The organism is Bordetella petrii (assembly GCF_000067205.1).
Lineage (GTDB): Bacteria > Pseudomonadota > Gammaproteobacteria > Burkholderiales > Burkholderiaceae_B > Bordetella_A > Bordetella_A petrii.
Window position 1 is genome coordinate 393,851 of sequence record NC_010170.1, and the last position, 25,202, is coordinate 419,052.

Genomic DNA, 25,202 nt, shown 5'->3' on the forward strand with positions numbered 1-25,202 from the left:
GAAATCAGGCAGGCCGGCCAGGGGCCTGGGTGATGGGTTGGGCCAGGCGCAGCACGGTCACGCCCGGGCGCACGTTGGCCAGCGAAGGCATGATCAGCACGCAGTTATCGTACGGCGTGACGAAGGGTTCGCCGTCATTCCAGCCCAGCAGCGTGCCGGCCTGCGGCAGCTGCTCAAGTCCGCGCCACGGTTGCGCGAAGCGCACGTCGGCGCTGCGCGCGGCGATGGCATGCGTGACGCGCAGCGCCTGCTGGCGAGGCGCATCGGGCGCGAACCAGGCGGCCGGCAGGTCGCCGCGCGCGAAGGCGCCGGCGGCCACCAGGAAGCGGGCCATCTGGTCGATTGCCACGTCGCGCGCCTGCGGCGCTCCATGAAAACCGCATTCGATCAGTAGCGAGCGCGTGTCGTCGCCGTCGGCGCCGAAGCGGCCGTAGTCGCGCATGCGTACCCCGGCGGCATGGCCGGCATCGGCAATGATGTTGGCCGGAGTGCCCAGTTGCAGCGCCAGTTCGATGTTGCGCGGCTGCAGTCCGGTAAGCTGCAGCGGCACTTCCGAATTGCTCATCGAATGGAAGTCCATCAGCCAGTCGGCCTGGGCGACCCAGGGCTGCAGCGCAGCGGCGCGGCGGCGTTCCTGGGAGGACGGGTCGGCCAGCTTGTCGTCGCTCCAGACCCGGTTCATGTCTTCGTCGACAAAGCGGGCCGGCAGGTAATTGGCGGGGTCGAAGCGGTCGAAGGCCGCCAGATTGCAGAACGCCAGCGTCAGTGTGCCGTGGCGCGGCTGCAGCCCGCTGGCCAGGAATGTTTTCAGCGCCCAGGCGCCGCACAGTTCGTTGCCGTGGATCAGCGCCGTCAGCATCACGCGCCGGCCGGGCGCCCCCGAATCGAAGTGCCATACGCCCGGCGTGCCGGTATTGCCCAGGCGCTCGGCCGACAGGTCCGGGCAGGCGAGTTCAAACGGGCGCAGCGAGGCTGCGGCATCAGGAGTGGACATGGGCGCTCCGCAAACAGGGGACACATCGACACCGCCAGCGGCGCGAGCCGGGCGGCACGCGGCGCAGCGCGCGCGCAGGAGGCGATGCCGATACCGCCTGGCAAAGGCGGGCCGGAGAGGCAGCCAGGAACACTTTTCCCCCTGAGCGAGCAGCCAGCCGCGGGCTGGCGCGATGCCGATTCTTATCTTGAGGCAGATTCTAGGAGCGGCTCTGCTTTCTCGACAATTAGAATATTTGCGAAACTATTTGCTTTTTTGGCAAAGCAACCCTGGAGACCCACCCCGGTCTCATCACATCGGTACCACACCATGCATGGAATTGCCCTGAAGTACTTCGTGGCGGTGGCTCAGGCCGGCAGCCTGAGCGCCGCGTCCAAGCAACTGCACGTGGCCGTATCGGCCATCAGCCGCCAGATCGCCCGCCTGGAAGAAGAAGTGGGCGCGCCATTGTTCGAGCGGGCGCCGCGCGGCATGGCCTTGAGCGAGGCCGGGCGGCTGCTGCTGGCGCATGCGCGGCGCACCCAGATGGAGTCGGATGAAGTGCTGCGGCAGATCGCCGGACTGCAAGGCACGCCGCACGACGAGATCCGCGTGGGCGCTTCGGAAGGGCCTGCGCAGGGATTCCTGCCGGTGGCCATGGTCGATTTCCGGCGACGCTATCCGCGCACGCGCTTCTCCCTGCACGTGCTGACGCCGCCTGAATCCATGCGCCAGCTCGCCAACGGCGATATCGATGTGGCGGTGTCGTTCAATGTCGAGCCGGCGCAGGGCGTGGCGGTGGCGCATTCCTGGCGCGCGCCCGTCTATGCCGTGATGGCGGCCACTCACCCGCTGGCCGGGCGCAGCCGGCTGCGGCTGGAAGACGTGCTGGCGTACCCGCTGGCGCTGACCGACGACAAGAGCACCGCCCGGCGCCTGCTCAACCGCACTTGCGCGCTGGAAGACATGCAGTTGCAGGCGGCGTTGATCTCGAACTATTCGCCGGCGTTGCACGGCTTTGTGCGGCATTCCAACGCGGTGATGTTCGCCGGGTACATTTCGGTGGCGTGGCGCCTGAAGCAGGACGGCTTGGTGGCGCTGCCCGTGGTCAGCGCCGAGCTGCAATCGCGCAACTTGCAGATCCAGACCATGGAAGGGCGGCTGCTGCCGCCCGGTGTCGCGCGCTTCATCGAACACCTGAAGGCGCGTATTGATGAGGTCGAGGCAACGGTGTCTGACACCCTTCGGGAGTCAGACACCTGACCGGTGCACGCGACGCGGTGCGTTCTGGGCAGGTGTCAGGCGGCGCGGCATATTTGGGGCAGGTGTCAGGCTCCCGCAGGGTGCCTGACACCGATGTGCATAGATGACTCAGATCGCGGTGTCTGACACCCTTCGGGAGTCAGACACCTGACCGGTGCACGCGGCGCGTGCATTCTGGCAGGTGTCAGGCGGCGCGGCACATTTGGGGCAGGTGTCAGGCTCCCGCAGGGTGCCTGACACCGATGTGCATAGATGACTCAGATCGCGGTGTCTGACACCCTTCGGGAGTCAGACACCTGACCGGTGCACGCGGCGCGGTGCGTTCTGGGCAGGTGTCAGGCGGCGCGGTGCATTCTGGGCAGGTGTCAGGCGGCGCGGCACATTTGGGTCAGGTGTCAGGCTCCCGCAGGGTGCCTGACACCGATGTGCATGGATGACTCAGATCGCGGTGTCTGACACCCTTCGGGAGTCAGACACCTGACCTGTTCAAGCGGCTCGGCGCATTTGGGGCAGGTGTCAAACACCTGGCTGGCGCCGGTGTGGCGCGATTACTTGGAATGCACCGACATGGCCAGGGTGTACTGGTCGCGGCGGCCTTCGTAGGTGAGGCCCTTGCGGAACGCCCAGATGCTGCTTTCGAAGTGCAGCGGGATCAGCGGCAGGTTATCCAGCGCGATCTGCGTGGATTGCTGCAGCAGCTTTTCGCGCTTTTCCGGGTCGACCGTCACGATGGCCTGCTCGTACACCTTGTCGAAGTCGGCGTTCGAGAAGCCGCCGTAGTTGCTGGTGCCCAGGCTGCGGGCCGAGTCGGTCGAGGCCACCCACAGCTGGAACAGCGCCGACGCTTCGCCGGTCTCGGCCGGCCAGCCGCCCATGGCGAAGCTGAACTCGCGCTTGGCGCGCTTGGGGAAGTAGATCGAGGCGGTCATGGCGTCGACGTGGGTCTTGATGCCGATGCGCGACAGGTACTGCGCCACCGCCTGCGTCACCTGGCCGTCGTTCACATAACGGTTGTTGGTGGACGACAGGGTCAGCTCGAAGCCATCGGGGTAGCCGGCTTCGGCCAGCAGCTTCTTGGCGCCTTCCGGGTCGTACTTGATCTCGGGAGCCTTGGGCAGCGCGCCGAACATGCCGTCAGGCATGTACTGGTAGGCCGGGGTCGACAGGCCGTCCATGATGCGTGCGTTGATGGTCTTGCGGTCGATGGCCATGTTGATGGCGCGACGCACGCGCAGGTCCTGCAGCGGGTTCTTGCCGTCGGGGCTCTTGACAAACGGACTGGGGTTGCGGCCCACGTCGGGCTGGAAGAAGATCAGGCGGGTCGACGGCGTGGCCACGTAGCCGAAGTTGCCGTTTTCCTTCAGGCGCGGCAGGTCGCGCGCGGCCGGGTTTTCGATGACGTCGAAGTCGCCCGACAGCAGGCCGGTCAGGCGCGGGCCGGCATTGGGCACGGGCACGAACTTCACCGTTTTCCACTGCGGCTTGTCGCCCCAGTAGCCTTCGTTGCGCTCGAGCTCGATGCCGGTGCCCTTCACGTACGACTTCAGCTTGTACGGACCGGTGCCGATGGCGTCTTTGCCGCTGTTGAAGTCGGCCACGGTGGGCCAGGGACCGGTGACGCCGCAGCCTTCCTTGGGCGTGAACTTCAGCGCGCCGTGCTCGACGATGCCGTTCCAGATGATGGGCAATTGCCGCGCCAGTTCGGCCGGCATCAGCGGGAAGGGCTCGGCAGTCTTCAGGATGACCGTATGCGCGTCAGGCGTTTGCACGTCGGTCAGCAGCTTGGTGACCGTCATGTACGACTGCGAGATGTTGGTCTTGTTGTTCAGGGTGCGGCACACCGAGAACAGCACGTCTTGCGAGGTGAACGGCTCGCCGTTCGAGAACTTCACGCCTTCGCGCAGCTTCAGTTCCCAGGTCAGGTCATCCAGGTTTTTCCACGACGTGGCCAGGCCGGGCTTGAGCTTCATGTCGGCGCTGCGGTAGATCAGCGAGTCGTAGACATGGGCGGCGAACGCGTCGTTCTGCGTCTGCTTGTGATAGTGGGGATCGGCGGACGTCGGTTCGGACGACAGGGCGATGGTCAGGGTCTGGGCCAGGGCGGCGGGGGCGGCGGCCAGGCCGGCGCTGGCCGCTAGCAAGGCCAGGGAAGTACGCAGTTTCATGAAGGCTCCAGGTCGACGGGACCGATTGCGCCACTGCCGGCAGGGTGCCGCCAGATGCAATCAATCGTGACAAGGGGGCGATTATCGGAAGCTGCTTCCCGCGTTGTCAATCACACATATCGATATTGCGTCACAACAAATGCAACCCACAAGCCAGAAACGACAAGGCGCCGCTCCCCGCTTCGGGGTGCGGCGCCTTGGACACGCGCAAGACGCGTACAGTTTTGCCGCCCGGCCCTTTTCAGGGGCGGGCGGCAAACCGGAGGGCAATTACCACTGCGAACCGGCGTAGCGGGCGCTGGCGGCGCGGGCGCGATTCATGGCGTCGTTCACTTCGGCGACGTAGTCGACAAAGGCGACGACGCCGCGGGCGATCGCGTTACCGGCCTGCTTCAGCAGCACCAGCGGGTGGGCATTCGGTTGGCTTTCCATTGCGCCGCGAAGCAGGTCGCGTTCCAGCGCATCGGTCAGGCGGGCATTGGGGTTCAGGGTCAGTTCGCTCATGGTCTTTCTCCAGTCCGTTTCGTCATGGGGTAAACCATTATAGGGATAACCCTAAGTGCAATGCAACATGAATCTGTGGATAAGTTGTAACGGTGGCTAACCGTGGCCATTGCGCAACTGTCGGGCGGCATCCGCCAGTTCGCCGGCCGTCAGCCCAATGGGGCCGATGCGTGCCGCCACCAGGGCATCGGCGGCGGCTCCGTGCAGCCAGACGGCGCCCGGCACGGCCTGGTCGAGCGCGATGCCCTGGGCCACCAGGCTGCCCAGCATGCCGGCCAGGACATCGCCCGTGCCGGCCGTGGCCAGGCCGGCGTTGCCGGTGATATTGCGTAGACACAGGCCGTCGGACCGGCATACCAGTGTGCCCGCGCCCTTGAGCACTACCCACGCGCCGTGGCGGCTGGCCAGGGCGCGGGCGGCCGACGGGCGGTCGGCCTGTACCGCCCCGGTGTCCGTGCCCAGCAGCCGAGCGGCTTCGGCGGGATGCGGCGTCAGGATGACCGGCCCCGTTCCCCAGGCAGGCAATGCGCCGCCGGCCAGCAAGTTCAGGCCGTCGGCGTCCAGCACCAGCGGCGCGTCGCCGCGCTGCGCGAACAGGGCGTCCAGGGTGGCCCGCGCCTGGGCATCGGTGCCCAGGCCGCAGCCGGCCACCCAGGCGTCGACCGGCAGGCCCGCCTGGAACAGGCTGGCGGCATCGCGCAGCATCAGTTCAGGTTGCAGCGGATCGCAGGCCAGTGGGCAGGACGCCTGGGCAAAGCCCGCCAGCACCTTGCCGGCGCCGGTTTTCAACGCCGCCCGCGCGGCCAGCAGCACGGCTCCGGCCATGCCGGCGCCGCCGCCCACTACCGCCACCGTGCCGCACGTGCCCTTGTGGGCGTCGGCGGGGCGCGGCGCGAACAAGGCGGGTAGATTTTGCCGGAGGATGGGGGCGGGCATCGTGGCGGGAGCGGCGGACATGGGTGGCTTTCGGGCTGCGGGTTGGCGAGGCTATCCACTATAGTGCCCGGAAAGCCTGAGCATCACATCCGGAGGAGACCATGTCCGAACCATCGCTCGATCACTATGCGCGCTATCAAGCCCTGAAGCTGCGCCGTCACCCCCAGGGCATTCTGGAAATCGTCATGGGCGCGCGTGGCGGCGTGCCGGGCAAGCTGTCCACCGCCGACGAAGGGCTGCACCGCGAACTGGCCGACATTTGGCGCGACGTGGACACCGATCCGGATACGCGGGTGGTGGTGATTCGCGGCGAGGGCAAGGGTTTCTCGGGCGGCGGCGACCTGGAGCTGGTGCAGCAGATGGCCGACGATTTCGAGGTGCGCGCCCGCGTGTGGCGCGAGGCGCGCGACCTGGTCTACAACGTGATCAACTGCAACAAGCCCATTGTGTCGGCCATGCATGGCGCCGCCGTGGGGGCGGGGCTGGTGGCCGGCCTGCTGGCCGACGTGTCGATTGCCGCGCGCGATGCCCGCATTATCGATGGCCACACCCGCCTGGGCGTGGCCGCGGGCGACCATGCGGCCATCGTTTGGCCGCTGCTGTGCGGCATGGCCAAGGCCAAGTATTACTTGCTGCTGTGTGAAGCCGTCAGCGGTGAAGAGGCCGAGCGCATCGGCCTGGTGTCGTTGTGCGTGGACGAGGCCGAACTGATCGGCAAGGCATTCGAGGTGGCCGGCAAGCTGGCCAGCGGGTCGCAGACGGCGATCCGTTGGACCAAGTACGCGCTGAACAATTGGCTGCGACTGGCGGGGCCCAGCTTCGACGCCTCGCTGGCATTGGAATTCATGGGCTTCGCCGGGCCGGACGTGCGGGAAGGCATCCAGTCGCTGCGCGAACGCCGCCCGCCCGCATTCAAGCCAGACGCGCCGTTCTGACGGAGGTGGCTGCGGAGCAGGCTGCTTGCACGGCGTGGCCCGCAAAGGTGCCAGGCTCGGCAGACGCCTCAGCTGTAGCCGACCCTACACAGGTGTCAGGCTCCCGCAGGGTGCCTGACACCGTACGAATGAACCGGCCGTGGCACGCAGCGGTGTCAGGCTCCCGCAGGGCGCTTGACACCAGGCCTTGCCAAGTGCCCAAGCCAACATCCGCGGCATTTCTTGATGGAAGCCGCTATTTGTTCAGGAACCGTGCGAAGGCTTCCTGGGCTTCCTGGGTGTGCAGGCGGGCGCGGAATTGCGTGGCTTCGAAGTCCAGGGTTTCGTTGATGGCGTCGCGATCGGCCCGCTTCAGCATGGCCTTGGTCAGGCGCAGCGCGCTGCGGGGCTGTGCCGCCAGATCGGCAGCCGTGGCGCGCGCCGCGGCCAGCGCCTGGCCGGGTTCGGTGACGGCGGTGACCAGCCCGGCCTGCATGGCTTCATCGGCGCCGAAGGCCTTGCCCTGCAGCAGCCACTGGGCCGCCTTGCGTGCGCCAGCCAGCCGCGGCAGCAGCAGGCTGGACGCGCCTTCGGGGCATAGTCCCAGCGCCACGAACGGAATGCGCAATGTGGCCGTGCGACCCGCGTATACGAAATCGCAATGCTGCAACAGCGTGACGCCGATGCCGATGGCGTAGCCCTCGACGGCGGCAATTACCGGCAGGTCGGTGGCGATGAGGGCGCGCAGGAAGGTCATGCCGGCGCTGTCGCCCGCGGGCCGGCCGCCCTGGAAATCGTGCAGGTCGTTGCCGGCGGTGAAATGCTCGCCGGCGCCGGTCAGGATCACCGCCGACAGGGAGGCGTCTGCAGTGGCCTGGCGTAGTTGCTCCGCCAGCGCCAAGTAGGTGGCGACGTCGAGCGCATTGCGCCGCTGCGGCCGGTTGATGGTCAGCGTCAGGATAGACCCGTCGCGTTCGACACGCAGGCTGTCGGGCGGGGCGCTTGCCGCCTGGCTTGCGCCATGGGAGGTGTCCGGCGCGCTCATGCGAATGCCCTGCCGGCCAGCCGTGCCTGCGCCTGGGCGTATTCCTGGCGCAGCGTGGCGATGATGTCGGCCGCCGGGCGCACGCTGTCGATGCCGCCCACGCCCTGTCCGGCGCCCCAGATGTCTTTCCAGGGCTTGACGCGCGTGGAGCCGAAATTTGACGCGGCCGCCTCGGGGGCGGGCAGGTTGGCCGGATCGAGTCCGGCCGCGACGATGCTGGCTTTCAGGTAGTTGCCCGGGATGCCGGTGAAGAACGGCGTGTACAGGATATCGGACGCGCTGGCGTCGACGATGGCCTGTTTGTAGCCGTCGGAGGCGTTGGCCTCGGCGCTGGCGATGAAGCGCGTACCCATGTAGGCGAAATCGGCGCCCAGGGCCAGCGCCGCCAGAATGCCCTGGCCCGACGTGATGGCGCCCGACAGGATCAGCGGGCCGTCGTAGAAGCGCCGCACCTCGGACACCAGCGCGAAGGGGCTGAGCGTGCCCGCATGGCCGCCCGCCCCGGCGCACACCAGGATCAGGCCGTCCACGCCGGCTTCCAGGGCCTTTTCGGCGTGGCGCACCGTGGTCACGTCGTGGAACACCTTGCCGCCCCACGCATGGATGCCGGCGACCAGGTCGCCGGGGGCGCGCAGGCTGGTAATGATGAACGGCACGCGGTGCTTGCCGCACAGGTCGAGGTCGTGTTCGAGCCGGTCGTTCGACTTGTGGATGATCTGGTTCACCGCGAACGGGGCCACTACCGCCGCCGGATCGGCCTGGCGGCGGGCGGCCAGGCCTTCCTGCACTTCGGCCAGCCATTCGTCCAGCAGCGTCTGCGGACGGGCATTCAGGGCGGGAAACGAGCCCATGACCCCGCTGGCGCACTGCGCCACCACCAGCTTGGGGTTGGACACGATGAACATGGGCGAGCAAATGACCGGCAGCGTCATTTGCGCATAGAGCTGGTTGACCAGGACTTGGGGCTGGGTAGCGTCGCGTGCGTTCATGAAAAGGCGGAAGGTTGAAAGTGAGCGAAAGGCGTGCGTATAATTACCTACCGGATGTCCGGTAATTAATTGTCTACCATTTAACGGCATGCCCCGCCGCCCTGTCAATGCGGGCCGCCATGCATGCCCGCCAGGCCTCGCACCCACCCATGCCCGATAGCCCAGTTCCCGCCAAGCGGCCCCGCGCCGGACGCCCGCCCACGCTGCAGGCGCCCCGCGAACGCATCCTGGAAGAAGCGGCGCGCCTGTTCGCCCGCAGCGGCTACGAAAACAGTTCGGTGGCCGACCTGGCCGCGGCCCTGGGGGTGTCCAAGGCGGCCATCTACCATTACTACACCACCAAGCAAGACATCTACGACGCCATCATTCTCGAAGTGGTGGGCGGCCTTACCGTCGCCGTGTCGCAAGCGGTGGCGCAGGCTGATACGGCGTCCGGGCGCTTGCGCCAGTTCATGCTGGCCCACGCCCGCTATTTTGAAGAGCACCACCCGGAGTTCGTCACCATGCTGGTGGGCTATTCCGGCATGGCCATTCCCGAACGCGACGACGCTGCCCGTCTGCGCGACGGCTACGAGCGCATGCTGCGCGGCATTCTGGCCGATGGCATGGCCAGCGGCGAGTTCCGGGCGATGGACGTCGCGTCCACCGGGCGCGCGGTGCTGTCCATGCTGAACTGGATGGCGCGCTGGTACCAGCCCGGCGGCGCCCAGACGGCCGAGTCCATCGCGGCCGGCTATTTCGACCTGTTGCGCGGTGGCCTGGCCACTTAGCAGCGGGCATTTTTTCTTATTTCGTTCCACAGGTTCCCATCATGGCTCTTGATACCGAAACCCTGACCCTGCTGCTGGATGCGGTGCGCCGCTTCGTCACCGACCGGCTGGTGCCCGCCGAAGAGGCGCTGGCCCATACCGGCGAAATTCCGCCGGACATCGTGGCCGAGATGCGCGAACTGGGGCTGTTCGGGCTGTCGATCTCGCCCGACTACGGCGGCCTGGGCCTGACCATGGAAGAAGAGGTGCGGGTGGTGTTCGAGCTGGGCCAGACCTCGCCGGCTTTCCGCTCGCTGGCGGGCACCAACATCGGCATTGGCTCGCAATCCATCGTGCTGGCCGGCACTGACGAGCAGCGCAGCCACTACTTGCCGAAACTGGCCAGCGGCGAGCTGATCGGTTCGTTCGCCCTGACCGAACCCGACGCGGGCTCGGATGCCATGTCGCTGCGCACCAGCGCCGTGCGCGACGGCGACCACTACGTGCTCAACGGCACCAAGCGCTTCATCACCAATGCGCCGGTGGCGGGACTGTTCTCGGTCATGGCGCGCACCGCGCCCGAACGCAAGGCGAGTTCGATTTCGTGCTTCCTGGTCGATGCCGGCACCCCGGGCCTGACGCTGGGCAAGCCCGACAAGAAAATGGGCCAGGCAGGCGCGCTGACCTGCGACGTGGTGTTCGACAATTGCCGCGTGCCGGCCACGGCGCTGCTGGGCGGCGAAGAGGGCACCGGCTTTCGCACCGCGATGCGCGTGCTCGACAAGGGCCGGCTGCACATCTCGGCACTGTGCGTTGGCATCGCCGAACGGCTGGTGCGCGACGCGGTCAAGTACGCCACCGAGCGCAAGCAGTTTGGCCAGCCGATCGCCGAATTCCAGCTGGTGCAGGCCATGATCGCCGACAGCCAGGCTGAACTGTATGCCGCGCGCTCGATGGTGCTGGACGCCGCCCGCAAACGCGACCGCGGCGAGAACACCACCCTCGAGGCGGCCTGCTGCAAGCTGTACGCCACCGAGATGGTGGGGCGCGTGGCCGACCGCGCGGTGCAAATCCATGGCGGCGCCGGATACATATCCGAATACGCGGTCGAGCGCTTCTACCGCGACGTGCGCCTGTTCCGCATTTACGAAGGCACTTCGCAGATCCAGCAACTGGTGATCGCGCGCGAAACCATCAAGGCTTATTCGTAGTCGCAGCGCCGTGCCACGCAGTGCGCCGCGTTGTGCGCGGCGTGCACAAGAACGTTCGGAAAACGGAATACGCCATTGCGGCGGCAGGGACTAATATCGAGAGTTCCCTGTCGCCATTGCATTCACTTATTTCCCACTATGTCGCAACGACCCGCCCCCCTGACCGGCATTCGCGTGCTGGACCTGACCCGCGTGCTGGCCGGCCCCTGGTGTACCCAGAACCTGGCCGACCTGGGCGCTGAAGTCATCAAGATCGAACGCCCCGGCGCAGGCGACGACACGCGCGCCTGGGGACCTCCCTACCTGAAAGACGCCGCCGGGGCCGATACCACCGAGGCCGCCTACTACCTGAGCGCCAACCGCAACAAATATTCCGTGGCGCTGGACATCGCCTCGCCGCGCGGCGCAGAGCTGGTGCGCGAACTGGCGCGCCAGAGCGACATTCTGGTGGAGAACTTCAAGGTCGGCGGCTTGCGCAAGTACGGCCTGGACTACGACACTCTGAAGGCCGACAACCCCGGCCTGATCTACTGCTCGATCACCGGCTTCGGCCAAACCGGCCCCTACGCCAGCCGCCCGGGCTACGACTTCATGATCCAGGGCATGGGCGGGCTCATGAGCATCACCGGCGAACGCGACGATCTGCCCGGCGGCGGGCCGCAGAAAGCCGGCGTGGCGGTGGCCGACCTGATGACCGGCATGTATTCCACCGTGGGCATCCTGGCGGCTTTGCACGAACGCGGCCGCAGCGGGCTGGGCCAGCACATCGACATGGCGCTGCTCGACTGCCAGGTGGCCATGATGGCCAACCAGAACCTCAACTACATGACCTCGGGTCAGGCGCCGCGCCGGGCCGGCAACGCGCACCAGAACCTGGTGCCGTACCAGGTATTCGCCGCCAGCGACGGCCACCTGATCGTGGCCGTGGGCAACGACAGCCAGTTCCGCAACTATTGCCGCGTCATTGGCCTGCCCGAACTGTCCGCCGACCCGCGCTTTGCCACCAACCCGCAGCGCGTGCAGAACCGCGACGCCCTGGTGCCGCTGCTGGCCGAGCGCATGGCCACCGGCGAACGCGACCACTGGCTGGCGGAACTGGAATCGGCCGGCGTGCCGGCCGGCCCCATCAATACGCTGGACCAGGTCTACCAAGACCCGCAAGTGCAGGCGCGCGAGATGAGACGCGAGTTGCCGCACCCCACGGCCGGCACCGTGCCCATCGCGGCCAGCCCGTTGAAGTTGTCGGGCAGCCCGGTGCAGTATCGCCGTCCCGCGCCCCTGTTGGGTGAACACACCCGCCAGGTGCTGGCCGAACGGCTGGGCCTGTCGGACGAAGAAATCCAGGCGCTGGCGCAGCCGCGCGCATAAGTTGGCAAAAGACATGAACCGGAAGGAGCACATTCGATGACAGACATCCAGACCATCGCGGTGGTGGGTGCGGGCGCCATGGGGCGTGGCATTGCGCAGATCGCCGCCCAGGCCGGCGTGCAGGTACGGCTTTACGACACCAGCGCCGATGCCATCGCCTCGGCCCGTGAATCGCTGCGCCAGCTGTGGGACAAGCTGTCCCAGAAAGGCAAGCTCAGCGCGGCCGACGCCCAGGCCGCGCTTGAACGTGTGCAGCCCGCCGCCACGCTGGAAGCTCTGGCGGGTTGCCAACTGGTTGTCGAAGCTATTGTCGAGCGCCTGGACGTCAAGCGCGACCTGTTCGCCAAGCTCGAGCCCATCGTCGGCCCCGACTGCATCCTGGCGTCGAACACCTCGTCGCTGTCCATTACCGCCATTGCCGCGGCCTGCGAACGCCCGCAGCGCGTGGCCGGCTTTCACTTCTTCAATCCGGTGGCCCTGATGAAGGTCGTGGAGGTCATCGACGGCCTGCGCAGCGACCCGGCCGCCGGCGATGCGCTGGCCGCGCTGGCGCGCCGCATGGGCCACACGCCCGTGCGCGCCAAGGACATGCCCGGGTTCATCGTCAACCACGCGGGTCGCGGCATGAATATCGAAGGCCTGCGGGTGGCGCAGGAATCGGTGGCCTCGTTCGCCCAGATCGACGCCATCATGCGCGAACAGGCGGGCTTTCGCATGGGCCCGTTCGAGCTCATGGACCTGACCGCGCTCGACGTGTCCCATCCGGTCATGGAATCGATTTACCGTCAGTTCTTTGACGAGCCGCGCTTTCGTCCGTCGCCCATCACCACGGTGCGGCTGGCTGGAGGGCTGATCGGCCGCAAGGCGGGCGCGGGGTTCTATGCCTATCCCGATGGCCAGAAGCAGGCGCCGGCCGAGCCGGCCGTGCCTGCGGCACAGACCGGCCTGCGGGTCTGGATCAGCCCCGCACACGAAGAGGGGCATGCGCGTGCGCAGGCCTTGCTGGAATCGCTGGACGCCAACATCGCCGACACCGCCGAGCCGCCCGAGCAGGCGCTGATCGTAGTGACGCCCTATGGCGAAGACGTGTCTACCTGCGCCTACCAGCAGGGGCTGGATGCGGCCCGCACTGTGGGCCTCGATACGCTGCATGGCCTGTCAGCCGGCAAGCGCCGCACGTTGATGCTGTCGCCCGCTACGCAGGCGACCTGGCGCGATGCCGCCCATGCGCTGCTGGCGGCCGACGGCGCGCCGGTCAGCGTCATCCAGGATTCGCCGGGATTCGTCGCGCAGCGCATCGTGGCCGCCATCGTCAACGTGGCCAGCGAGATCGCGCAGCAAGGCATTGCCACCCCCGCCGACATCGATCGCGCCGTCACCCTGGGCCTGGGCTATCCCATGGGGCCGCTGGCCATGGGCGACGCGCTGGGTGGCGCCCGCATCCTGGAGATTCTGCGCAATCTGCAGCGCGTGACGGGCGATATGCGCTACCGTCCCAGCCTGTGGCTGCAACGCCGCGTGCAACTGGGGCTGTCGCTGCTGGCCGAGCCGGCCGCCTGAACAAGGCAGCGGGCGGCTCGCGCCGCCCAAGAAAAAACCCGTGCGGCCCAGGGCCGCACGGGTTTTTTTATGCGCCGGTACGTGGCTTACTGGGCCGCGTTGACCATGTATTCAACCGCGGCGCGAATGTCTTCTTCAGACGCATTGGCCGCGCCGCCCTTGGGCGGCATGGCGCCCTTGCCCGTGAGAGCGACCTTCACCATGGCGTCGATGCCGGTCTTGATATAGGGCTCCCACGCGGCCTTGTCGCCGAACTTCGGAGCGCCGGCTACGCCAGTGCCGTGGCAGGCGAAGCAGGTGGATTTGTAGAGTTTTTCGCCGGCCGGGTTGACGGCGGCTTCAGCCTTTGGGGCGGCGGCGGGCGCGGGCGCTTCGGCCTTGGGCGCCTCGGCCGCAGCCGCAGCGGGGGCCGCTGCCGGAGCCGGCGCGGCTGCCGCTGCCTGCTTGGGAGCTTCGGCCTTGACGCCTTCGCCTTCCTGGGCGGGGGCGGCGGGTTCGTCGAACGAACCGCCCGACTGGTTGGCCATATAGACCACCGCGCGCGCCACTTCGTAGTCGCTGAGAGCGGGGTTGCCGCCCTTGGCGGGCATGGCGCCCTTGCCGTGCAGCGCCACGTTGAGCATGGATTCAAAGCCGCTCTTGATGAACGGCGCCCAGGCGGCCTTGTCGCCAACCTTGGGCGCGCCTGCCACACCCGCGGTATGGCAGGCCGTACAGACAGCCTGGAAGACTTGTTCGCCGGTCTTGAAGACCTTGGGCGCGTTGGCGTCGACCAGCTCGAAACCGGCCACCGGGGCGATGCGCCGCGCCACGGCTTCTTCGGTCAGCGTGTCGGAGCCCGCGCCGACCTTCGTGCCGGAGCTGACCATGTTCACCAGCATGATGATGACGATGATCGGGACCAGGAAGGCCAGCACGACCGTGACGATCAGCTGTTTGGGGGTCTTGATGGGCGAGGCGTGTTCTTCGTTGTGTTCCTGCTCGTTGCTCATAACCAAATCCTGCAAATCGGGTACCGGGGCGCCTGGCGGCGGCAACAGACGAATAACTACAGCGCAAGGCTCGGCCCGAAAAGTGGCCCCGCCCCGCATGCAAACGATGGATTATATAACGGCCTGTAAGACAGGGATGACGGTAGTCATCTGATTTGTACGTGGCGGCGGCGCATCGGCTCGAAACTTAGGTACAATACCGCCTCTTTGCGCCCGTAGTTCAATGGATAGAATGAGAGTTTCCGAAGCTCTTGATACAGGTTCGATTCCTGTCGGGCGCGCCAGAATCATTTCCATCATGGTGCCGAGCCGGCAATAAGCATCCCAGCCCGGCCTGCCAAAGCCTTCAAGCGCAAAAAGGCATCGAATGGAAGTCGACCAAATAATCGCAACCCTGGGTATGGAGCGCCATCCGGAAGGTGGCTGGTTTGTCGAGACCTTCCGCGACACCCGGGGCGACGCACGCGCGTGCTCAACGGCAATTTATTACCTGCTCGAGGCGGGCGACAGCTCGCACTGGCACCGTGTCCGCGACGCGGCGGAAGTCTGGCACTTTTATGCCGGCGACCCCTTGCTTCTCACGCTTTCCGATGGCGACACGACCACGCGCATTACGCTGGGCACCGATTTCGCGCAGGGTGAGCGGCCGCAAGCGGTGGTGCCGGCCAATGTCTGGCAGGCTGCGCGCCCGCTTGGGCGTTTCACGCTGGTAGGTTGCACGGTCGCGCCCGGGTTCGAGTTCAGCAGCTTCGAACTGGCTCCGTCCGGCTGGAGCCCCCGGAGCGATTAGCCCGGGAGCTGCTCGCGAATTTGCGATGCATAGACGTAGAAAAAAGCCACGCGGTGGTGCGTGGCTTCCGTCAGCGAACGACTATTCGCGCACGACTATTCGGTAGACAGATTCAGCTTGTGGATCAGGTCGCCGAAGCGCTTGATTTCCGACTGGTAGAACGCTTCCAGCTGCTCCGGCGTGCGATAGGTGCTTTCCGCCGATTGGGCGTCCAGGCTTTTCTGCACTTCGGGGTTGGCCAAGGCCGCTTTGTTGGCCGTGTTCAGTTGCGCCACTACGGCTTTGGGCGTGCCAGCCGGCGCGAACAGCGCATACCACTGCGAGAATTCCAGTCCCGGAAAACCCGCCTCGGCCATGGTGGGCACGTCGGGCAGCGCGCGCGAGCGAGTGGGGTGGGCCACGGCCAGGATCTTGATCCGGCCCGACGATTGCTGGGCGGTGGCCGAAGCCGTGCCGACAAATGCCAGGTCGACCTGGCCGCCCATGGCGTCCGTAACGGCGGGGCTGTCGCCTTTGTAAGGAACATGCACCATGTCCAGCCCGGTCGCGGCCTTGAAGGCTTCGCCCGTCAGGTGGCCGGTGCCGCCCACGCCACTGCTGCCGAACGACAGCCGGTGCGTCTTGCCGTATTGCAGCAGTTCCTTCACGTTGTCGATGCCCAGGCTGGCATTGACGACCATCACAATGGGCACGGACGCCACCATGGCCACCGGCGTGAAATCTTTATTGGCATCGTACGACTGCTGCTTCTGATACAGCGTCGGGTTGGTGCCGTGCGTGGCGCTATTGCCCATCAGCAGGGTATAGCCATCCGGCTTGGCCTTGGCGACATAAGCCGCGCCGATCATGCCATTGGCGCCGCTCTTGTTGTCCACCACGATGTTGGCCTTCATTTCTTCGCCCATGTAGCGGGCCATGAGGCGTGTCAGGAAGTCATTGGCCCCGCCGGCGGCGTAGGGCGAGATGAACTGGACGGGCCGGTCGGTGGGGTATTCGGCCATCGCCGGCAGGGCGAAGCCGGCGGCCAGCAGGGCCACTGCGGCGCGACGGATGAGTCGGGTTCTGAAAAGTCGCGAGTTCAGCATGGGGGTCTCCTCAAACAGTGCGGACATCGTTGGATTTTTTCGACCGGGCTGCCGTCCGGTTGTGATTGTCCGCAGTCTAAGGCGCGCGTCCTGGCGTCTTGCCCAGTTCGACCATGCGTCGCGCAGATACAAGTCCACTTTATGGAATTCCTGGCAGTTCATTGGATTTTCAGCTGGCACCGCGAGGAGTTTCCCCGGAAAATAGTCCATATCATGGACTTTGGAGATGCGCCTGGCGACTCAGGCCAGCGCCAGGCTGGGCATGGCGTAGGGTACGCGGTCGCGGTCGACGTGGTTGCGCAACTCTGCCTCGATGGCCGTGACCGTATCGCCCAGGCAGCGCACCACCATTTCAAGACGGTCCTGTCCCAGGCGTGACGCCAGCGTCGACACACTGACGCCGGCCGCGGGCGTGCCGTCGGGCGAGCGGATCACCATGCCCACCGAATGCACTGGCGGCTCGTCCATTACCTTGTTGGTGGCGTAGCCGCGCCGCCGCGTGCTGTCGATGCTGGCGCGCAGCGCGGCCTCGGTGAAACGGGGATTCTTGCGGCGCGTGCGCTCGACGTTGATGCGGCAGATTCGATCGATTTCCTCGTCGGGCAGCGCGCTGATCAGGGCCAGGCCGCTGGCGCCCACGTTAAGCGGGCGGTGGCGACCCACGTCGTGCACGAACATCTTGATGGGAAAAGAGCCGTCGGCGCGCGCCACGCAGATTCCGTCGAAGCCCGAACGCACCGTCAGGAACACCGTGTCGCCGGTGTGCTCCGCGACTGCCTCCAGATAGGGCAGGCAGATGTCGCGCATGGCGACTTTCGGCGCGGCGGCCAGTCCCAGCTCGTAAGCCAGGCTGCCCAGGTGGTAGCGCTTAGTGGCGGAGTCCTGGCGGATCAGTTTCTCGGCGACCATGCCTTGCAGCAGCCGGTGTACCGTGGGCCGTTCCAGTCCGGTGCGGCGATACAGGTCGACCAGCCGGCTGCCGGCGCGGTTATTGGCGCCGATGATGCGTAGCAGCGCGACCGCGCGCTGCAGGGATTGTGTGCCGGGAGCCGCCTTGCCGGCCGCGGCGCTGGGGGTGGTCATGAGGTCTCCTTGGCAGCAGGTTATTGCGCGCATGCAGATATCGATAGTCTGCATAGTGGACGCCGCCATGGCTCGCATTGTGCCCCCATCCCTAGGGAGAGCCTACTGCAAGTTCACAATGTGGACGTGTTTTCGCCGTGGGTGGGCCGGCCGGCGCCCGGAAGGCGGACAAAAGCCGGCAACATACAAACCCTCTCAGCTCGCACTTGGAAGGTCATGGCGCACGAACAGGAACTGATCACACAGGTCGAGGCCGGCGTGCTGTGGTTGACCCTCAATCGCCCCGAACGCCGTAACGCGCTCAGCCCGACGCTGTACGAGGCGCTGCTCGAATCGCTGGCGTGCGCCGCAAACGATGCCGCCGTCGGCGCGGTCGTGCTGACGGGGGCCGGCGCCAGCTTCTGCGCCGGGGGCGACGTGGCGCGCATGAACCGGCAATCGCAGGCGCAAGCCGCCCCGGCGGCGCCGGCCGAACGGGTAGCCGCCATGCGCCGCCGCACCCGCATCGTGGAGTGCCTGCATGGCATGCCCAAGCCCACCATCGCGATGATCCGGGGCGCTGCCGTTGGCGCGGGCCTGTCGCTGGCGCTGGCATGCGACCTGCGCTATGGCGATTCGTCCGCCAAATTGCGCACCGGGTTTGCCAACGTGGGCTTGCCCGGCGATTTTGGCGGCCATTATTTCCTGCCGCGCATTGTCGGCCCCGCCAAGGCGCGCGAGCTGTACCTGCGCTCGCCGATGCTGTCGGCGGCCCAGGCGCTGGAGCTGGGGCTGCTGAATGAAGTGTTCAGCCCCGAGCAGCTGGAGAGCGAAGTCACCGGCATTGCCCGCGGCCTGGCCGCGGGTCCGCAGCCTGCCATCGCGCATACCAAGGCCAACCTGAACGATGCCCTCGTGCTGGAACTGGCCGAAGTGCTCGACCGTGAATGCGCGCGCCATGTGGAATGCGCCGACAGCCCCGACCACAAGGAAGCCGTGCGCGCCTTCATGGAAAAACGCGCGCCTGTATTCCAGCGTCCGTCCGCCGCCATTGCCGGCGGGGGGAAGCACTGATCCTACGCCCATTTGGAGGAAGTCCATGTCCAGACTATGTGAAGGCCGTGTCGTCATCGTGACCGGCGCAGGCCGCGGCATCGGCCGCGAATACGCGTTGCAGCTGGCCCGCGAGGGCGCCCGTGTGGTCGTCAATGACCTGAGCGTTTCGCGCTCGGGAGAAGGCACCGAGGAAAGCACCGCCGAAGCGGTCGCGAGCGAGATTGTCGCCGCGGGCGGCCAGGCCATTGCCAACCATGAAAACGTGGCCGATTTCGCCGGCGCCAAGCGCATGATCGACGCCGCGGTGGAGCACTTCGGCGCCTTGCACGTCCTGATCAACAATGCGGGCATTCTGCGTGATCGCACGCTGTGCAATATGACCGAGCAGGAGTGGGACGCCGTCATCAATGTGCACCTGAAGGGCTCGTTCGCGCCCTGCCACCATGCCGCCGCCTACTGGCGCGACCTGTATAAGCAGACCGGCACGCCGGTCAATGCCCGCATCATCAATACGTCGTCGTCGTCCGGCCTGTACGGCAATATCGGCCAGATCAACTACGGGGCAGCCAAGGCCGGCATCGCCGCGATGACGATCATTGCCGCCCGGGAACTCAAGCGCTATGGCGTCACCGTCAACGCCATCAACCCGCATGCCCAGACCCGCATGACCGAAGGCATACGCGAGCGTTCCGCCGAGGAAATCGCCTCGCGCCATCCGCGCTGGATCGCCCCGGCCGTCGTCTGGCTGGCCAGCGCCGATAGCCAGGATGTGACCGGACGCATCTTCGAACTGGGCGGCGGCCATCTGGCGGCGATGGAAGGATGGCGGCGCGGCCCCGCGGCCGAGCCCATTGACGATGCGGCGCGTATTGGCCCTGTGATGCGCGATCTGGCGCAGCGGGCGCGGCGCAACGTCGACATGAAAGGCCATGAGCTTGATTGACCCGGGAGCAGGCTGTGATTGACAAGCGTGTAAGTTCATTAGCCGAGGCGGTGGCCGGCATCGAGGATGGCGCGGTCATCCTGGTGGGCGGCTTCGGTTCTTCGGGCCGGCCGGCCGACCTGATGGAGGCGCTGCTGGATCTTGGCGTCCGGGACCTGACCATCGTGGCCAACAACGCCACCGTGGGCGACGACATCGTCGCGGAACTCATGAGCGCCGGCCGGATCCGCAAGGTGGTGTGCTCGTTTCCGCGCGGCCTGAAGGGCCGCACGATTTTCGACGAGCTGTATGCCACTGGCAAGATCGAACTCGAACTGGTCCCCCAGGGCACGCTGGCCGAGCGCATTCGCGCCGGCGCGGCGGGCATTGGCGGTTTTTTCACGCGCACCGCGGCGGGCACGCGCCTGGCGCAAGGCAAGGAAACCCGCGTCATCGACGGGCAGACCTATGTGCTGGAAGCGCCCATCAAGGGCGACGTGGCGCTGCTCAAGGGCCTGCGCGGCGATCGCTGGGGCAACCTGGTCTATCACCGCGGCGCGCGCATCAACAACCCGGTAATGGCCGGCGCGGCCCGGCTGGTTATCGCGCAGGTGCGCGAAATCGTGCCGCTGGGCACGCTCGACCCGGAACACATCATTACACCGGGCGTTTTTGTGGATCGTCTAGTAGAGGTGCCCAATGAGCGCAAAGCTTAGCCGCCAGGACATTGCACGTGTTGCCGCCGACGACATTCCGGACGGCGCCTGCGTGAATCTGGGCATCGGCCTGCCCACCCTGATCGCCGACTACGTGCCGGAAGGCCGCGAACTCATGCTGCAAAGCGAGCAGGGCCTGCTTGGCCTGGGGCCAGCCCCGGCGCCGGGCGAAGAAGACTACGACGTCATCAACGCCGGCAAGTTTCCAGTCACGCTGCTGCCCGGCGCGTCGGTCTTCAGCCACAGCGAATCGTTCCTGATGATTCGTGGCGGGCACATCCAGATTGCCTGCCTGGGCGCTTTCCAGGTGGCGGCCAACGGCGACCTGGCCAACTGGACCGTGGATGCGCCCAACCAGATTCCCGGGGTGGGCGGCGCCATGGACCTGGCCGCCGGCGCCGAAAAGGTGTGGGTGTTGATGGAGCACTGCACGAAAGACGGGCAGCCTCGCATCCTGGAGCAGTGCACCTATCCATTGACCGCGCCGCATTGCGTCGACCGCATTTACACCGACCTGGCCGTGATCGACGTGACCGACACCGGGCTGGTCGTCAGGCGCCTGGCGCCGGGATGGACGCTGCCGGCGCTGCAAGCGCTCACCGGCGCCGCGTTGACGCTGGCGCCGGACTGGTCGGTGTACGGCCAATCCGCAACACAAGGAGAATAAGTTGCAAACCGCAGTTACCCGCATGCTCGGCATCGAGCATCCCATCGTGCAAGGCGGTATGCAGTGGGTGGCCCGCGCCGAGCTGGTCGCCGCCGTCTCGAACGCCGGCGCCCTGGGCGTGCTGACCGCGCTGACGCAACCCAGCCCGGAAGACCTCAGGCGAGAAATTCTTCGCGTGCGGGAGATGACCGACCGTCCCTTCGGCGTGAACCTCACTTTTCTGCCGACGCTCAAGCCGGTGCCGTACGTCGAGTATCGGGATGCCATCATCGAATCGGGCGTCAAGATCGTCGAGACGGCAGGTAACAACCCGCACGAACACATGCCGGCGCTGAAGGCGGCGGGGGTGCGGGTGATTCACAAATGCACCACGCCGCGCCATGCGCGCAAGGCGCAGGACATTGGCGTGGATATCGTATCCATCGACGGTTTCGAGTGCGCCGGCCACGTCGGCGAAAACGATATCCCCGGCCTTATCCTGATCCCGGCCACCGTTGCCCAGGTGTCGATTCCGGTCATCGCCTCGGGTGGCTTTGGCGATGCCAGGGGGCTGGTGGCCGCGCTGGCCCTGGGGGCCGAGGGCATCAATATGGGCACGCGTTTCATGTGCACCCAGGAGTCGCCCGTGCATCCCGCCATCAAAGAGGCCATCACGCGCTCGAGCGAGACCGATACGCGGCTGATCCTGCGCAGTCTGCGCAACACCAGCCGTGTCTGGCGCAACGGCTTGTCCGGCCAGGTGGTCAGCCTGGAAAAAGAAGGGGCCGGCATCGACCAGATAGGCCCGCTGGTGGCTGGCGCCAAGGGCCGCGGGGTTTATGAAAGCGGCGACGTCGAAGGCGGGATCTGGACCGTGGGCATGATCCAGGGCCTGATCGACGACGTGCCCACTTGCGGCGACCTGGTGCGCCGCATTGTCGACCAGGCGCATGCGCTCGTGTCCGGGCGCCTGGCGTCTCTTACTCTTTCCGGGACTGAATGATGCTGACTGTTGATACTCCGTATGATCTCGAGGCCTATGTGGGCCAGGTGCTGGGCCAGACCGGCTGGATCGAAATCACCCAGCAGATGATCGACGACTTCGCCCGCATCTCGGGCGACAACAACTGGATTCATGTGGACACCGAGCGCGCCGCGCGCGAACTGCCTGACGGCAAGACCATTGCCCACGGCATGCTGACGTTCTCGCTGATGTCGGGCATGGGGGGCGAGATCGTGCAGGTGCGTGAACGCGGCCGTGGCATCAATTACGGTTCCAACAAGGTCCGGTTCACCTCGCCCGTGCAGGTGGGGTCGCGCATTCGCCTGGAGCGCAGCCTGGTGGCGTTCGAGCGCATGGAAGGCGGCGTGCGCCTGACCTACGGCAACGTCATGCGCCGGGAAGGACAGGAGCGGCCGGTCATGGTCGCCGAGACCCTGAACCTGATGTACGAAAAGGGCAAATGATGCACACCGACGAAAAACCCGGAAATGGCGCGCCCTACGCGCGCTACGTACAGCACCTGAGGGCCGGCGAGCTGGCGTATCAGTTCAGCCCGGTGGCCGGGCGCGCGGTGTTCTTCCCGCGGGTGCGCTGCCCCTGGTCGGGCCAGGACTGCCTGGAATGGCGCATCAGCGCCGGCATCGGCACGGTCTATAGCACTTCGGTGGTCTACCCGCGCAAGGGCGACCCCTACAACGTGGCCTTGATCGACCTGGACGAAGGCTTTCGCATGATGAGCCGTGTTGACGGCGCCGACCCGCTGCAGGTTGCCATCGGCCAGCGTGTCCGGTTCCAGGCCGTGACCGACGAGGGCCTGGATGACCCCATTCCCGTGTTCACGCTGCTGGAGGCCGAACAATGAGCATCGATTTTCGACCCGGCCGCGCGGTGATCGTGGGCGCCGCGGAATCCGACCTGGGCGCCGTGGGCGACGCTTTTTCGGCGATCGACCTGATGGCGCAGGGCGTATACCGCGCGCTGGACGACTGCGGGCTGTCCATTGGCGACGTGGACGGGCTGTTCTGCGCCACCTCCCAGAGCCGCCTGGCCGGCCTGGCGCTGGCTGAATACCTGAACCTGCCCGAAGCCTATATCGACTCTACCTCCACCGGCGGATCGTCGTTCATGGGCCACCTGGCGCGGGCCGAGGCCGCGGTGGCGGCGGGCCTGTGCAAAGTGGCCGTCGTGGCCTATGGCAGCACCCAACGCTCGCTGGGCCGCAAGAACACCAGCCGCCCCGAATGGAATCCGTACGAATCGCCGTTCAAGCCGTTCCTGCCGCCCACCGCCTATGCCCTGGCCGCGGCGCGCCACATGCACGAGTTTGGCACGACCCGCGAGCAGCTGGCCGAAGTGGCGGTGGCCGCCCGCCAGTGGGCGTTGCTCAATCCGGTTGCCTGGGAAAAAGACCCGCTCACCGTCGAGGAAGTGCTGGCCTCGCGCATGGTCAGCTACCCGTTGACGATTCGCGATTGCTGCCTGGTGTCTGACGGCGGCGGCGCCGTGGTGGTGACCACGCCGGCCCGGGCCCGCAGCCTGGCCAAGCCGCCGGTGTACTTGCTTGGCTCGGGGCATTGCACCACGCACCTGACCATTTCCAACATGCCGGACCTGGTCAACACCGGCGCCCGCGTATCCGGGGAGATGGCCTATGCCCAGGCCGGCCTGACCTCGTCGGACATCGATGTCGTGGGCTTGTACGACGCGTTCACGATCAATCCGATTCTGTTCCTGGAAGACCTGGGATTCTGTGCCAAGGGCGAGGGCGGTGCGTTTGTCAGCGGCGGCCGCATCGCGCCAGGCGGGACGCTGCCGGTGAACACCAATGGCGGGGGACTGTCGTATTGCCATCCCGGCATGTACGGCATTTTCTTGTTGATCGAGGCGGTGCGCCAACTGCGCGGCGAGTGCGGCCGGCGCCAGGTGGATGGCGCCGAGGTCGCGCTGGCGCACGGCAACGGCGGCGTGCTGTCGTCGCAGTACACGGTGATACTGGGAGGGGCGTCTACCTGCTAGCCGCGGCGTTGCGATACCTGGCGGCCACGACAAGCGCCACGACCGCCAGGGCCAGCGGCGCGAACGACACCCACAGCACCGTGTTCCAGTCGTACGCCGCCAGCAGGCTGCCGGACGCGAAAGATCCCACCGCCATCGTGCCGAAGACGATGAAGTCGTTCAGCGACTGCACGCGGGTTTTTTCTTCGGGCCGGTGGCATTCCAGCACGAGCGCCGAGGCGCCCACGAAACCGAAATTCCAGCCCAGGCCCAGCAGGATGAGCGTGAGCCAGAAATGCGCCACGTCGATGCCTGTAAGGCCCACCGTTGCCGATATGCCGGTAAGCAGCAGGCCGGCGGAAACGATTTTTCCGGCGCCAAAGCGGGTGATGAGCCGCCCGGTGAAGAAGCTGGGGGCATACATGGCGATGACGTGCCACTGCAGGCCCAGGTTGGCGCTTTCCTGGGAATGGCCGCACAAATGCATGGCCAGCGGGGCCGCGGTCATCAGGAAGTTCATCAGCATGTACGACACCGCCCCGCAGATGACGGCGGTGATGAACAGCGGCTGCCGGGCGATGACGCCGATAGGCCGGCCTCCGGCCACCTGGGCGGCGGTGAGCGTGGGCAGCCGCACGCCCGCCAGCACGGCCGCGGATATTGCCGCGACCAGGGCCTGCACGAGAAACGTGGCGGCGAACAGGTGCGGCGACCAGAGGTACATGGTGTAGGTCACGAGCGTGGGCCCCACAATGCCCGCGACTACGCCGCCGCCCATCACGAATGACAGGGCGCGGGCGCGCAGCGAAGGCGCCACGCCGTCGGCCGCGGCGAAGCGGAACGACAGCACCACGGCCGCGTAGGCGCCGCCGAAGAAGGTGGCCAGGCAGAACAGCCAGAACGAACCCATGACCACCGCCGCGGCCGCCAGCAGCCCCACCAGCACGCCGCATACGGTGCCCGCCAGGAACGCCGTGCGCCGGCCGTAGCGGCGGGCGATGGCGCCCATGGGCAGGATGCACGCCGCCATGCCGACCACGAAGATCGAAATGGGCAGGGTGGCAAGGGTTTTATTCGGGGCGAGCATGTCGCCGATGATGGCCCCGGTGGCGTAGACCACCACCGAGTTCGCGCCGGCCAGTGCCTGGGCGATGGTGAGGCGGGCGATGTTGCCGCGCTGTTCGCGCCGCGACAGTTCTGTTGCTGGGTCGTTCAAGGATGCTGCGGCGTTCGACAAGAGATACCTCGGCAGGAAGAT

The 25,202-nt window shown here is 66.6% G+C and carries 25 protein-coding genes and 1 tRNA gene; 16 read left to right on the forward strand and 10 right to left on the reverse strand.

The annotated features are described in order from the left end of the window. Positions 1-4: 4 nt before the first annotated feature. The gene (locus BPET_RS01780) at positions 5-994 is read right to left on the reverse strand and encodes a M14 family metallopeptidase (protein WP_012247380.1); all 990 of its coding nucleotides are present in this window, start codon (positions 992-994) and stop codon (positions 5-7) included. Positions 995-1,303: 309 nt separating this feature from the next. Between BPET_RS01780 and BPET_RS01785 the strand changes: the two genes are divergently transcribed. Beyond that, on the forward strand, positions 1,304-2,236 hold the full coding sequence (locus BPET_RS01785) for a LysR family transcriptional regulator (protein ID WP_041862631.1): 933 nt from the start codon (positions 1,304-1,306) through the stop codon (positions 2,234-2,236). A gap of 548 nt (positions 2,237-2,784) precedes the next feature. On the opposite strand, the gene BPET_RS01790 is transcribed toward BPET_RS01785, so the two are convergent. From BPET_RS01790 to BPET_RS01800, 3 genes are all read right to left on the reverse strand, one after another. After that, a complete protein-coding gene (locus BPET_RS01790; RefSeq protein ID WP_012247382.1) occupies positions 2,785-4,401 on the reverse strand; it encodes an ABC transporter substrate-binding protein in 1,617 nt (538 codons plus the stop codon). Between the two features lie 270 nt (positions 4,402-4,671). Further along, the gene (locus tag BPET_RS01795; protein ID WP_012247383.1) at positions 4,672-4,905 is read right to left on the reverse strand and encodes a hypothetical protein; all 234 of its coding nucleotides are present in this window, start codon (positions 4,903-4,905) and stop codon (positions 4,672-4,674) included. 96 nt (positions 4,906-5,001) lie between these two features. Next, the gene (locus BPET_RS01800) at positions 5,002-5,862 is read right to left on the reverse strand and encodes an NAD(P)H-hydrate dehydratase (protein WP_012247384.1); all 861 of its coding nucleotides are present in this window, start codon (positions 5,860-5,862) and stop codon (positions 5,002-5,004) included. 80 nt (positions 5,863-5,942) lie between these two features. On the opposite strand from BPET_RS01800, the gene BPET_RS01805 reads away from it, so the two are divergent. After that, complete coding sequence (locus BPET_RS01805; RefSeq protein WP_012247385.1) at positions 5,943-6,776, forward strand: enoyl-CoA hydratase/isomerase family protein; 834 nt, start codon at positions 5,943-5,945, stop codon at positions 6,774-6,776. 235 nt (positions 6,777-7,011) lie between these two features. Here BPET_RS01805 and BPET_RS01810 read toward each other — a convergent pair whose 3' ends face one another. Beyond that, positions 7,012-7,800 (reverse strand): enoyl-CoA hydratase-related protein, encoded by a 789-nt coding sequence (locus BPET_RS01810; RefSeq protein WP_012247386.1) that lies wholly within the window; start codon positions 7,798-7,800, stop codon positions 7,012-7,014. Beyond that, positions 7,797-8,789: an NAD(P)H-dependent flavin oxidoreductase gene (locus tag BPET_RS01815; protein ID WP_041862632.1), complete on the reverse strand. Its 993-nt coding sequence runs from the start codon at positions 8,787-8,789 to the stop codon at positions 7,797-7,799. The genes BPET_RS01810 and BPET_RS01815 overlap by 4 nt, the downstream gene beginning before the upstream one ends. A 149-nt stretch (positions 8,790-8,938) precedes the next feature. Between BPET_RS01815 and BPET_RS01820 the strand changes: the two genes are divergently transcribed. The 4 genes from BPET_RS01820 to BPET_RS01835 all read left to right on the forward strand — a co-directional run bounded on the left by BPET_RS01820 (position 8,939) and on the right by BPET_RS01835 (position 13,677). Then, entirely contained in the window at positions 8,939-9,559 is a 621-nt protein-coding gene (locus BPET_RS01820; RefSeq protein ID WP_041863391.1) for a TetR/AcrR family transcriptional regulator, read from the forward strand. 41 nt (positions 9,560-9,600) lie between these two features. Next, positions 9,601-10,749 (forward strand): acyl-CoA dehydrogenase family protein, encoded by a 1,149-nt coding sequence (locus tag BPET_RS01825; RefSeq protein WP_012247389.1) that lies wholly within the window; start codon positions 9,601-9,603, stop codon positions 10,747-10,749. Positions 10,750-10,887: 138 nt separating this feature from the next. After that, positions 10,888-12,117, forward strand: coding sequence for a CaiB/BaiF CoA transferase family protein (locus BPET_RS01830; RefSeq protein ID WP_012247390.1), 1,230 nt, complete (start codon positions 10,888-10,890; stop codon positions 12,115-12,117). Positions 12,118-12,153: 36 nt separating this feature from the next. Then, positions 12,154-13,677 carry a 3-hydroxyacyl-CoA dehydrogenase gene (locus BPET_RS01835; RefSeq protein WP_012247391.1) on the forward strand — a complete coding sequence of 508 codons (1,524 nt, stop codon included), beginning with the start codon at positions 12,154-12,156 and terminating at the stop codon, positions 13,675-13,677. 86 nt (positions 13,678-13,763) lie between these two features. Here BPET_RS01835 and BPET_RS01840 read toward each other — a convergent pair whose 3' ends face one another. Next, on the reverse strand, positions 13,764-14,669 hold the full coding sequence (locus BPET_RS01840; RefSeq protein WP_012247392.1) for a c-type cytochrome: 906 nt from the start codon (positions 14,667-14,669) through the stop codon (positions 13,764-13,766). 209 nt (positions 14,670-14,878) lie between these two features. Between BPET_RS01840 and BPET_RS01845 the strand changes: the two genes are divergently transcribed. Beyond that, positions 14,879-14,953: transfer RNA gene (locus BPET_RS01845), tRNA-Arg, on the forward strand. 83 nt (positions 14,954-15,036) lie between these two features. Then, a complete protein-coding gene (locus BPET_RS01850; protein WP_012247393.1) occupies positions 15,037-15,459 on the forward strand; it encodes a cupin domain-containing protein in 423 nt (140 codons plus the stop codon). 95 nt (positions 15,460-15,554) lie between these two features. Here the strand turns inward: BPET_RS01850 and BPET_RS01855 are convergent, their stop codons facing one another. Continuing rightward, a complete protein-coding gene (locus tag BPET_RS01855; RefSeq protein ID WP_012247394.1) occupies positions 15,555-16,544 on the reverse strand; it encodes a Bug family tripartite tricarboxylate transporter substrate binding protein in 990 nt (329 codons plus the stop codon). Positions 16,545-16,784: 240 nt separating this feature from the next. Next, positions 16,785-17,627 carry an IclR family transcriptional regulator gene (locus tag BPET_RS01860; RefSeq protein ID WP_151208930.1) on the reverse strand — a complete coding sequence of 281 codons (843 nt, stop codon included), beginning with the start codon at positions 17,625-17,627 and terminating at the stop codon, positions 16,785-16,787. A gap of 216 nt (positions 17,628-17,843) precedes the next feature. Between BPET_RS01860 and BPET_RS01865 the strand changes: the two genes are divergently transcribed. The 8 genes from BPET_RS01865 to BPET_RS01900 are packed head-to-tail and all read left to right on the forward strand — an operon-like array spanning position 17,844 to position 23,965. Next, a complete protein-coding gene (locus BPET_RS01865) occupies positions 17,844-18,680 on the forward strand; it encodes an enoyl-CoA hydratase (RefSeq protein ID WP_012247396.1) in 837 nt (278 codons plus the stop codon). 25 nt (positions 18,681-18,705) lie between these two features. Continuing rightward, complete coding sequence (locus BPET_RS01870; RefSeq protein WP_012247397.1) at positions 18,706-19,605, forward strand: SDR family oxidoreductase; 900 nt, start codon at positions 18,706-18,708, stop codon at positions 19,603-19,605. Between the two features lie 14 nt (positions 19,606-19,619). Continuing rightward, the gene (locus tag BPET_RS01875; RefSeq protein ID WP_012247398.1) at positions 19,620-20,300 is read left to right on the forward strand and encodes a 3-oxoacid CoA-transferase subunit A; all 681 of its coding nucleotides are present in this window, start codon (positions 19,620-19,622) and stop codon (positions 20,298-20,300) included. After that, a complete protein-coding gene (locus BPET_RS01880; RefSeq protein WP_012247399.1) occupies positions 20,284-20,967 on the forward strand; it encodes a 3-oxoacid CoA-transferase subunit B in 684 nt (227 codons plus the stop codon). Before BPET_RS01875 ends, BPET_RS01880 begins: the two co-directional genes overlap by 17 nt. Before the next feature lies 1 nt (position 20,968). Beyond that, entirely contained in the window at positions 20,969-21,949 is a 981-nt protein-coding gene (locus tag BPET_RS01885; RefSeq protein WP_151208931.1) for an NAD(P)H-dependent flavin oxidoreductase, read from the forward strand. After that, complete coding sequence (locus tag BPET_RS01890) at positions 21,946-22,413, forward strand: MaoC family dehydratase (protein WP_012247401.1); 468 nt, start codon at positions 21,946-21,948, stop codon at positions 22,411-22,413. The genes BPET_RS01885 and BPET_RS01890 overlap by 4 nt, the downstream gene beginning before the upstream one ends. Beyond that, complete coding sequence (locus BPET_RS01895; RefSeq protein ID WP_041862634.1) at positions 22,410-22,811, forward strand: Zn-ribbon domain-containing OB-fold protein; 402 nt, start codon at positions 22,410-22,412, stop codon at positions 22,809-22,811. The genes BPET_RS01890 and BPET_RS01895 overlap by 4 nt, the downstream gene beginning before the upstream one ends. After that, the gene (locus BPET_RS01900) at positions 22,808-23,965 is read left to right on the forward strand and encodes a thiolase (RefSeq protein ID WP_012247403.1); all 1,158 of its coding nucleotides are present in this window, start codon (positions 22,808-22,810) and stop codon (positions 23,963-23,965) included. Before BPET_RS01895 ends, BPET_RS01900 begins: the two co-directional genes overlap by 4 nt. Here BPET_RS01900 and BPET_RS01905 read toward each other — a convergent pair. Beyond that, on the reverse strand, positions 23,955-25,181 hold the full coding sequence (locus BPET_RS01905; protein WP_012247404.1) for an MFS transporter: 1,227 nt from the start codon (positions 25,179-25,181) through the stop codon (positions 23,955-23,957). The two genes, BPET_RS01900 and BPET_RS01905, sit on opposite strands and share 11 nt — an antisense overlap. Positions 25,182-25,202 lie beyond the last annotated feature (21 nt).

Coding starts and splice junctions, on each gene's coding strand:
- BPET_RS01880 (WP_012247399.1), top strand. CDS start 20,284: ATGAGCGCAAAGCTTAGCCGCCAGGACATTGCACGTGTTGCCGCCGAC.
- BPET_RS01815 (WP_041862632.1), bottom strand. CDS start 8,789: ATGAACGCACGCGACGCTACCCAGCCCCAAGTCCTGGTCAACCAGCTC.
- BPET_RS01870 (WP_012247397.1), top strand. CDS start 18,706: ATGTCCAGACTATGTGAAGGCCGTGTCGTCATCGTGACCGGCGCAGGC.
- BPET_RS01825 (WP_012247389.1), top strand. CDS start 9,601: ATGGCTCTTGATACCGAAACCCTGACCCTGCTGCTGGATGCGGTGCGC.
- BPET_RS01850 (WP_012247393.1), top strand. CDS start 15,037: ATGGAAGTCGACCAAATAATCGCAACCCTGGGTATGGAGCGCCATCCG.
- BPET_RS01840 (WP_012247392.1), bottom strand. CDS start 14,669: ATGAGCAACGAGCAGGAACACAACGAAGAACACGCCTCGCCCATCAAG.
- BPET_RS01780 (WP_012247380.1), bottom strand. CDS start 994: ATGTCCACTCCTGATGCCGCAGCCTCGCTGCGCCCGTTTGAACTCGCC.
- BPET_RS01895 (WP_041862634.1), top strand. CDS start 22,410: ATGATGCACACCGACGAAAAACCCGGAAATGGCGCGCCCTACGCGCGC.
- BPET_RS01790 (WP_012247382.1), bottom strand. CDS start 4,401: ATGAAACTGCGTACTTCCCTGGCCTTGCTAGCGGCCAGCGCCGGCCTG.
- BPET_RS01860 (WP_151208930.1), bottom strand. CDS start 17,627: ATGACCACCCCCAGCGCCGCGGCCGGCAAGGCGGCTCCCGGCACACAA.
- BPET_RS01820 (WP_041863391.1), top strand. CDS start 8,939: ATGCCCGATAGCCCAGTTCCCGCCAAGCGGCCCCGCGCCGGACGCCCG.
- BPET_RS01805 (WP_012247385.1), top strand. CDS start 5,943: ATGTCCGAACCATCGCTCGATCACTATGCGCGCTATCAAGCCCTGAAG.
- BPET_RS01785 (WP_041862631.1), top strand. CDS start 1,304: ATGCATGGAATTGCCCTGAAGTACTTCGTGGCGGTGGCTCAGGCCGGC.
- BPET_RS01855 (WP_012247394.1), bottom strand. CDS start 16,544: ATGCTGAACTCGCGACTTTTCAGAACCCGACTCATCCGTCGCGCCGCA.
- BPET_RS01810 (WP_012247386.1), bottom strand. CDS start 7,800: ATGAGCGCGCCGGACACCTCCCATGGCGCAAGCCAGGCGGCAAGCGCC.
- BPET_RS01795 (WP_012247383.1), bottom strand. CDS start 4,905: ATGAGCGAACTGACCCTGAACCCCAATGCCCGCCTGACCGATGCGCTG.
- BPET_RS01835 (WP_012247391.1), top strand. CDS start 12,154: ATGACAGACATCCAGACCATCGCGGTGGTGGGTGCGGGCGCCATGGGG.
- BPET_RS01900 (WP_012247403.1), top strand. CDS start 22,808: ATGAGCATCGATTTTCGACCCGGCCGCGCGGTGATCGTGGGCGCCGCG.
- BPET_RS01830 (WP_012247390.1), top strand. CDS start 10,888: ATGTCGCAACGACCCGCCCCCCTGACCGGCATTCGCGTGCTGGACCTG.
- BPET_RS01890 (WP_012247401.1), top strand. CDS start 21,946: ATGATGCTGACTGTTGATACTCCGTATGATCTCGAGGCCTATGTGGGC.
- BPET_RS01800 (WP_012247384.1), bottom strand. CDS start 5,862: ATGTCCGCCGCTCCCGCCACGATGCCCGCCCCCATCCTCCGGCAAAAT.
- BPET_RS01865 (WP_012247396.1), top strand. CDS start 17,844: ATGGCGCACGAACAGGAACTGATCACACAGGTCGAGGCCGGCGTGCTG.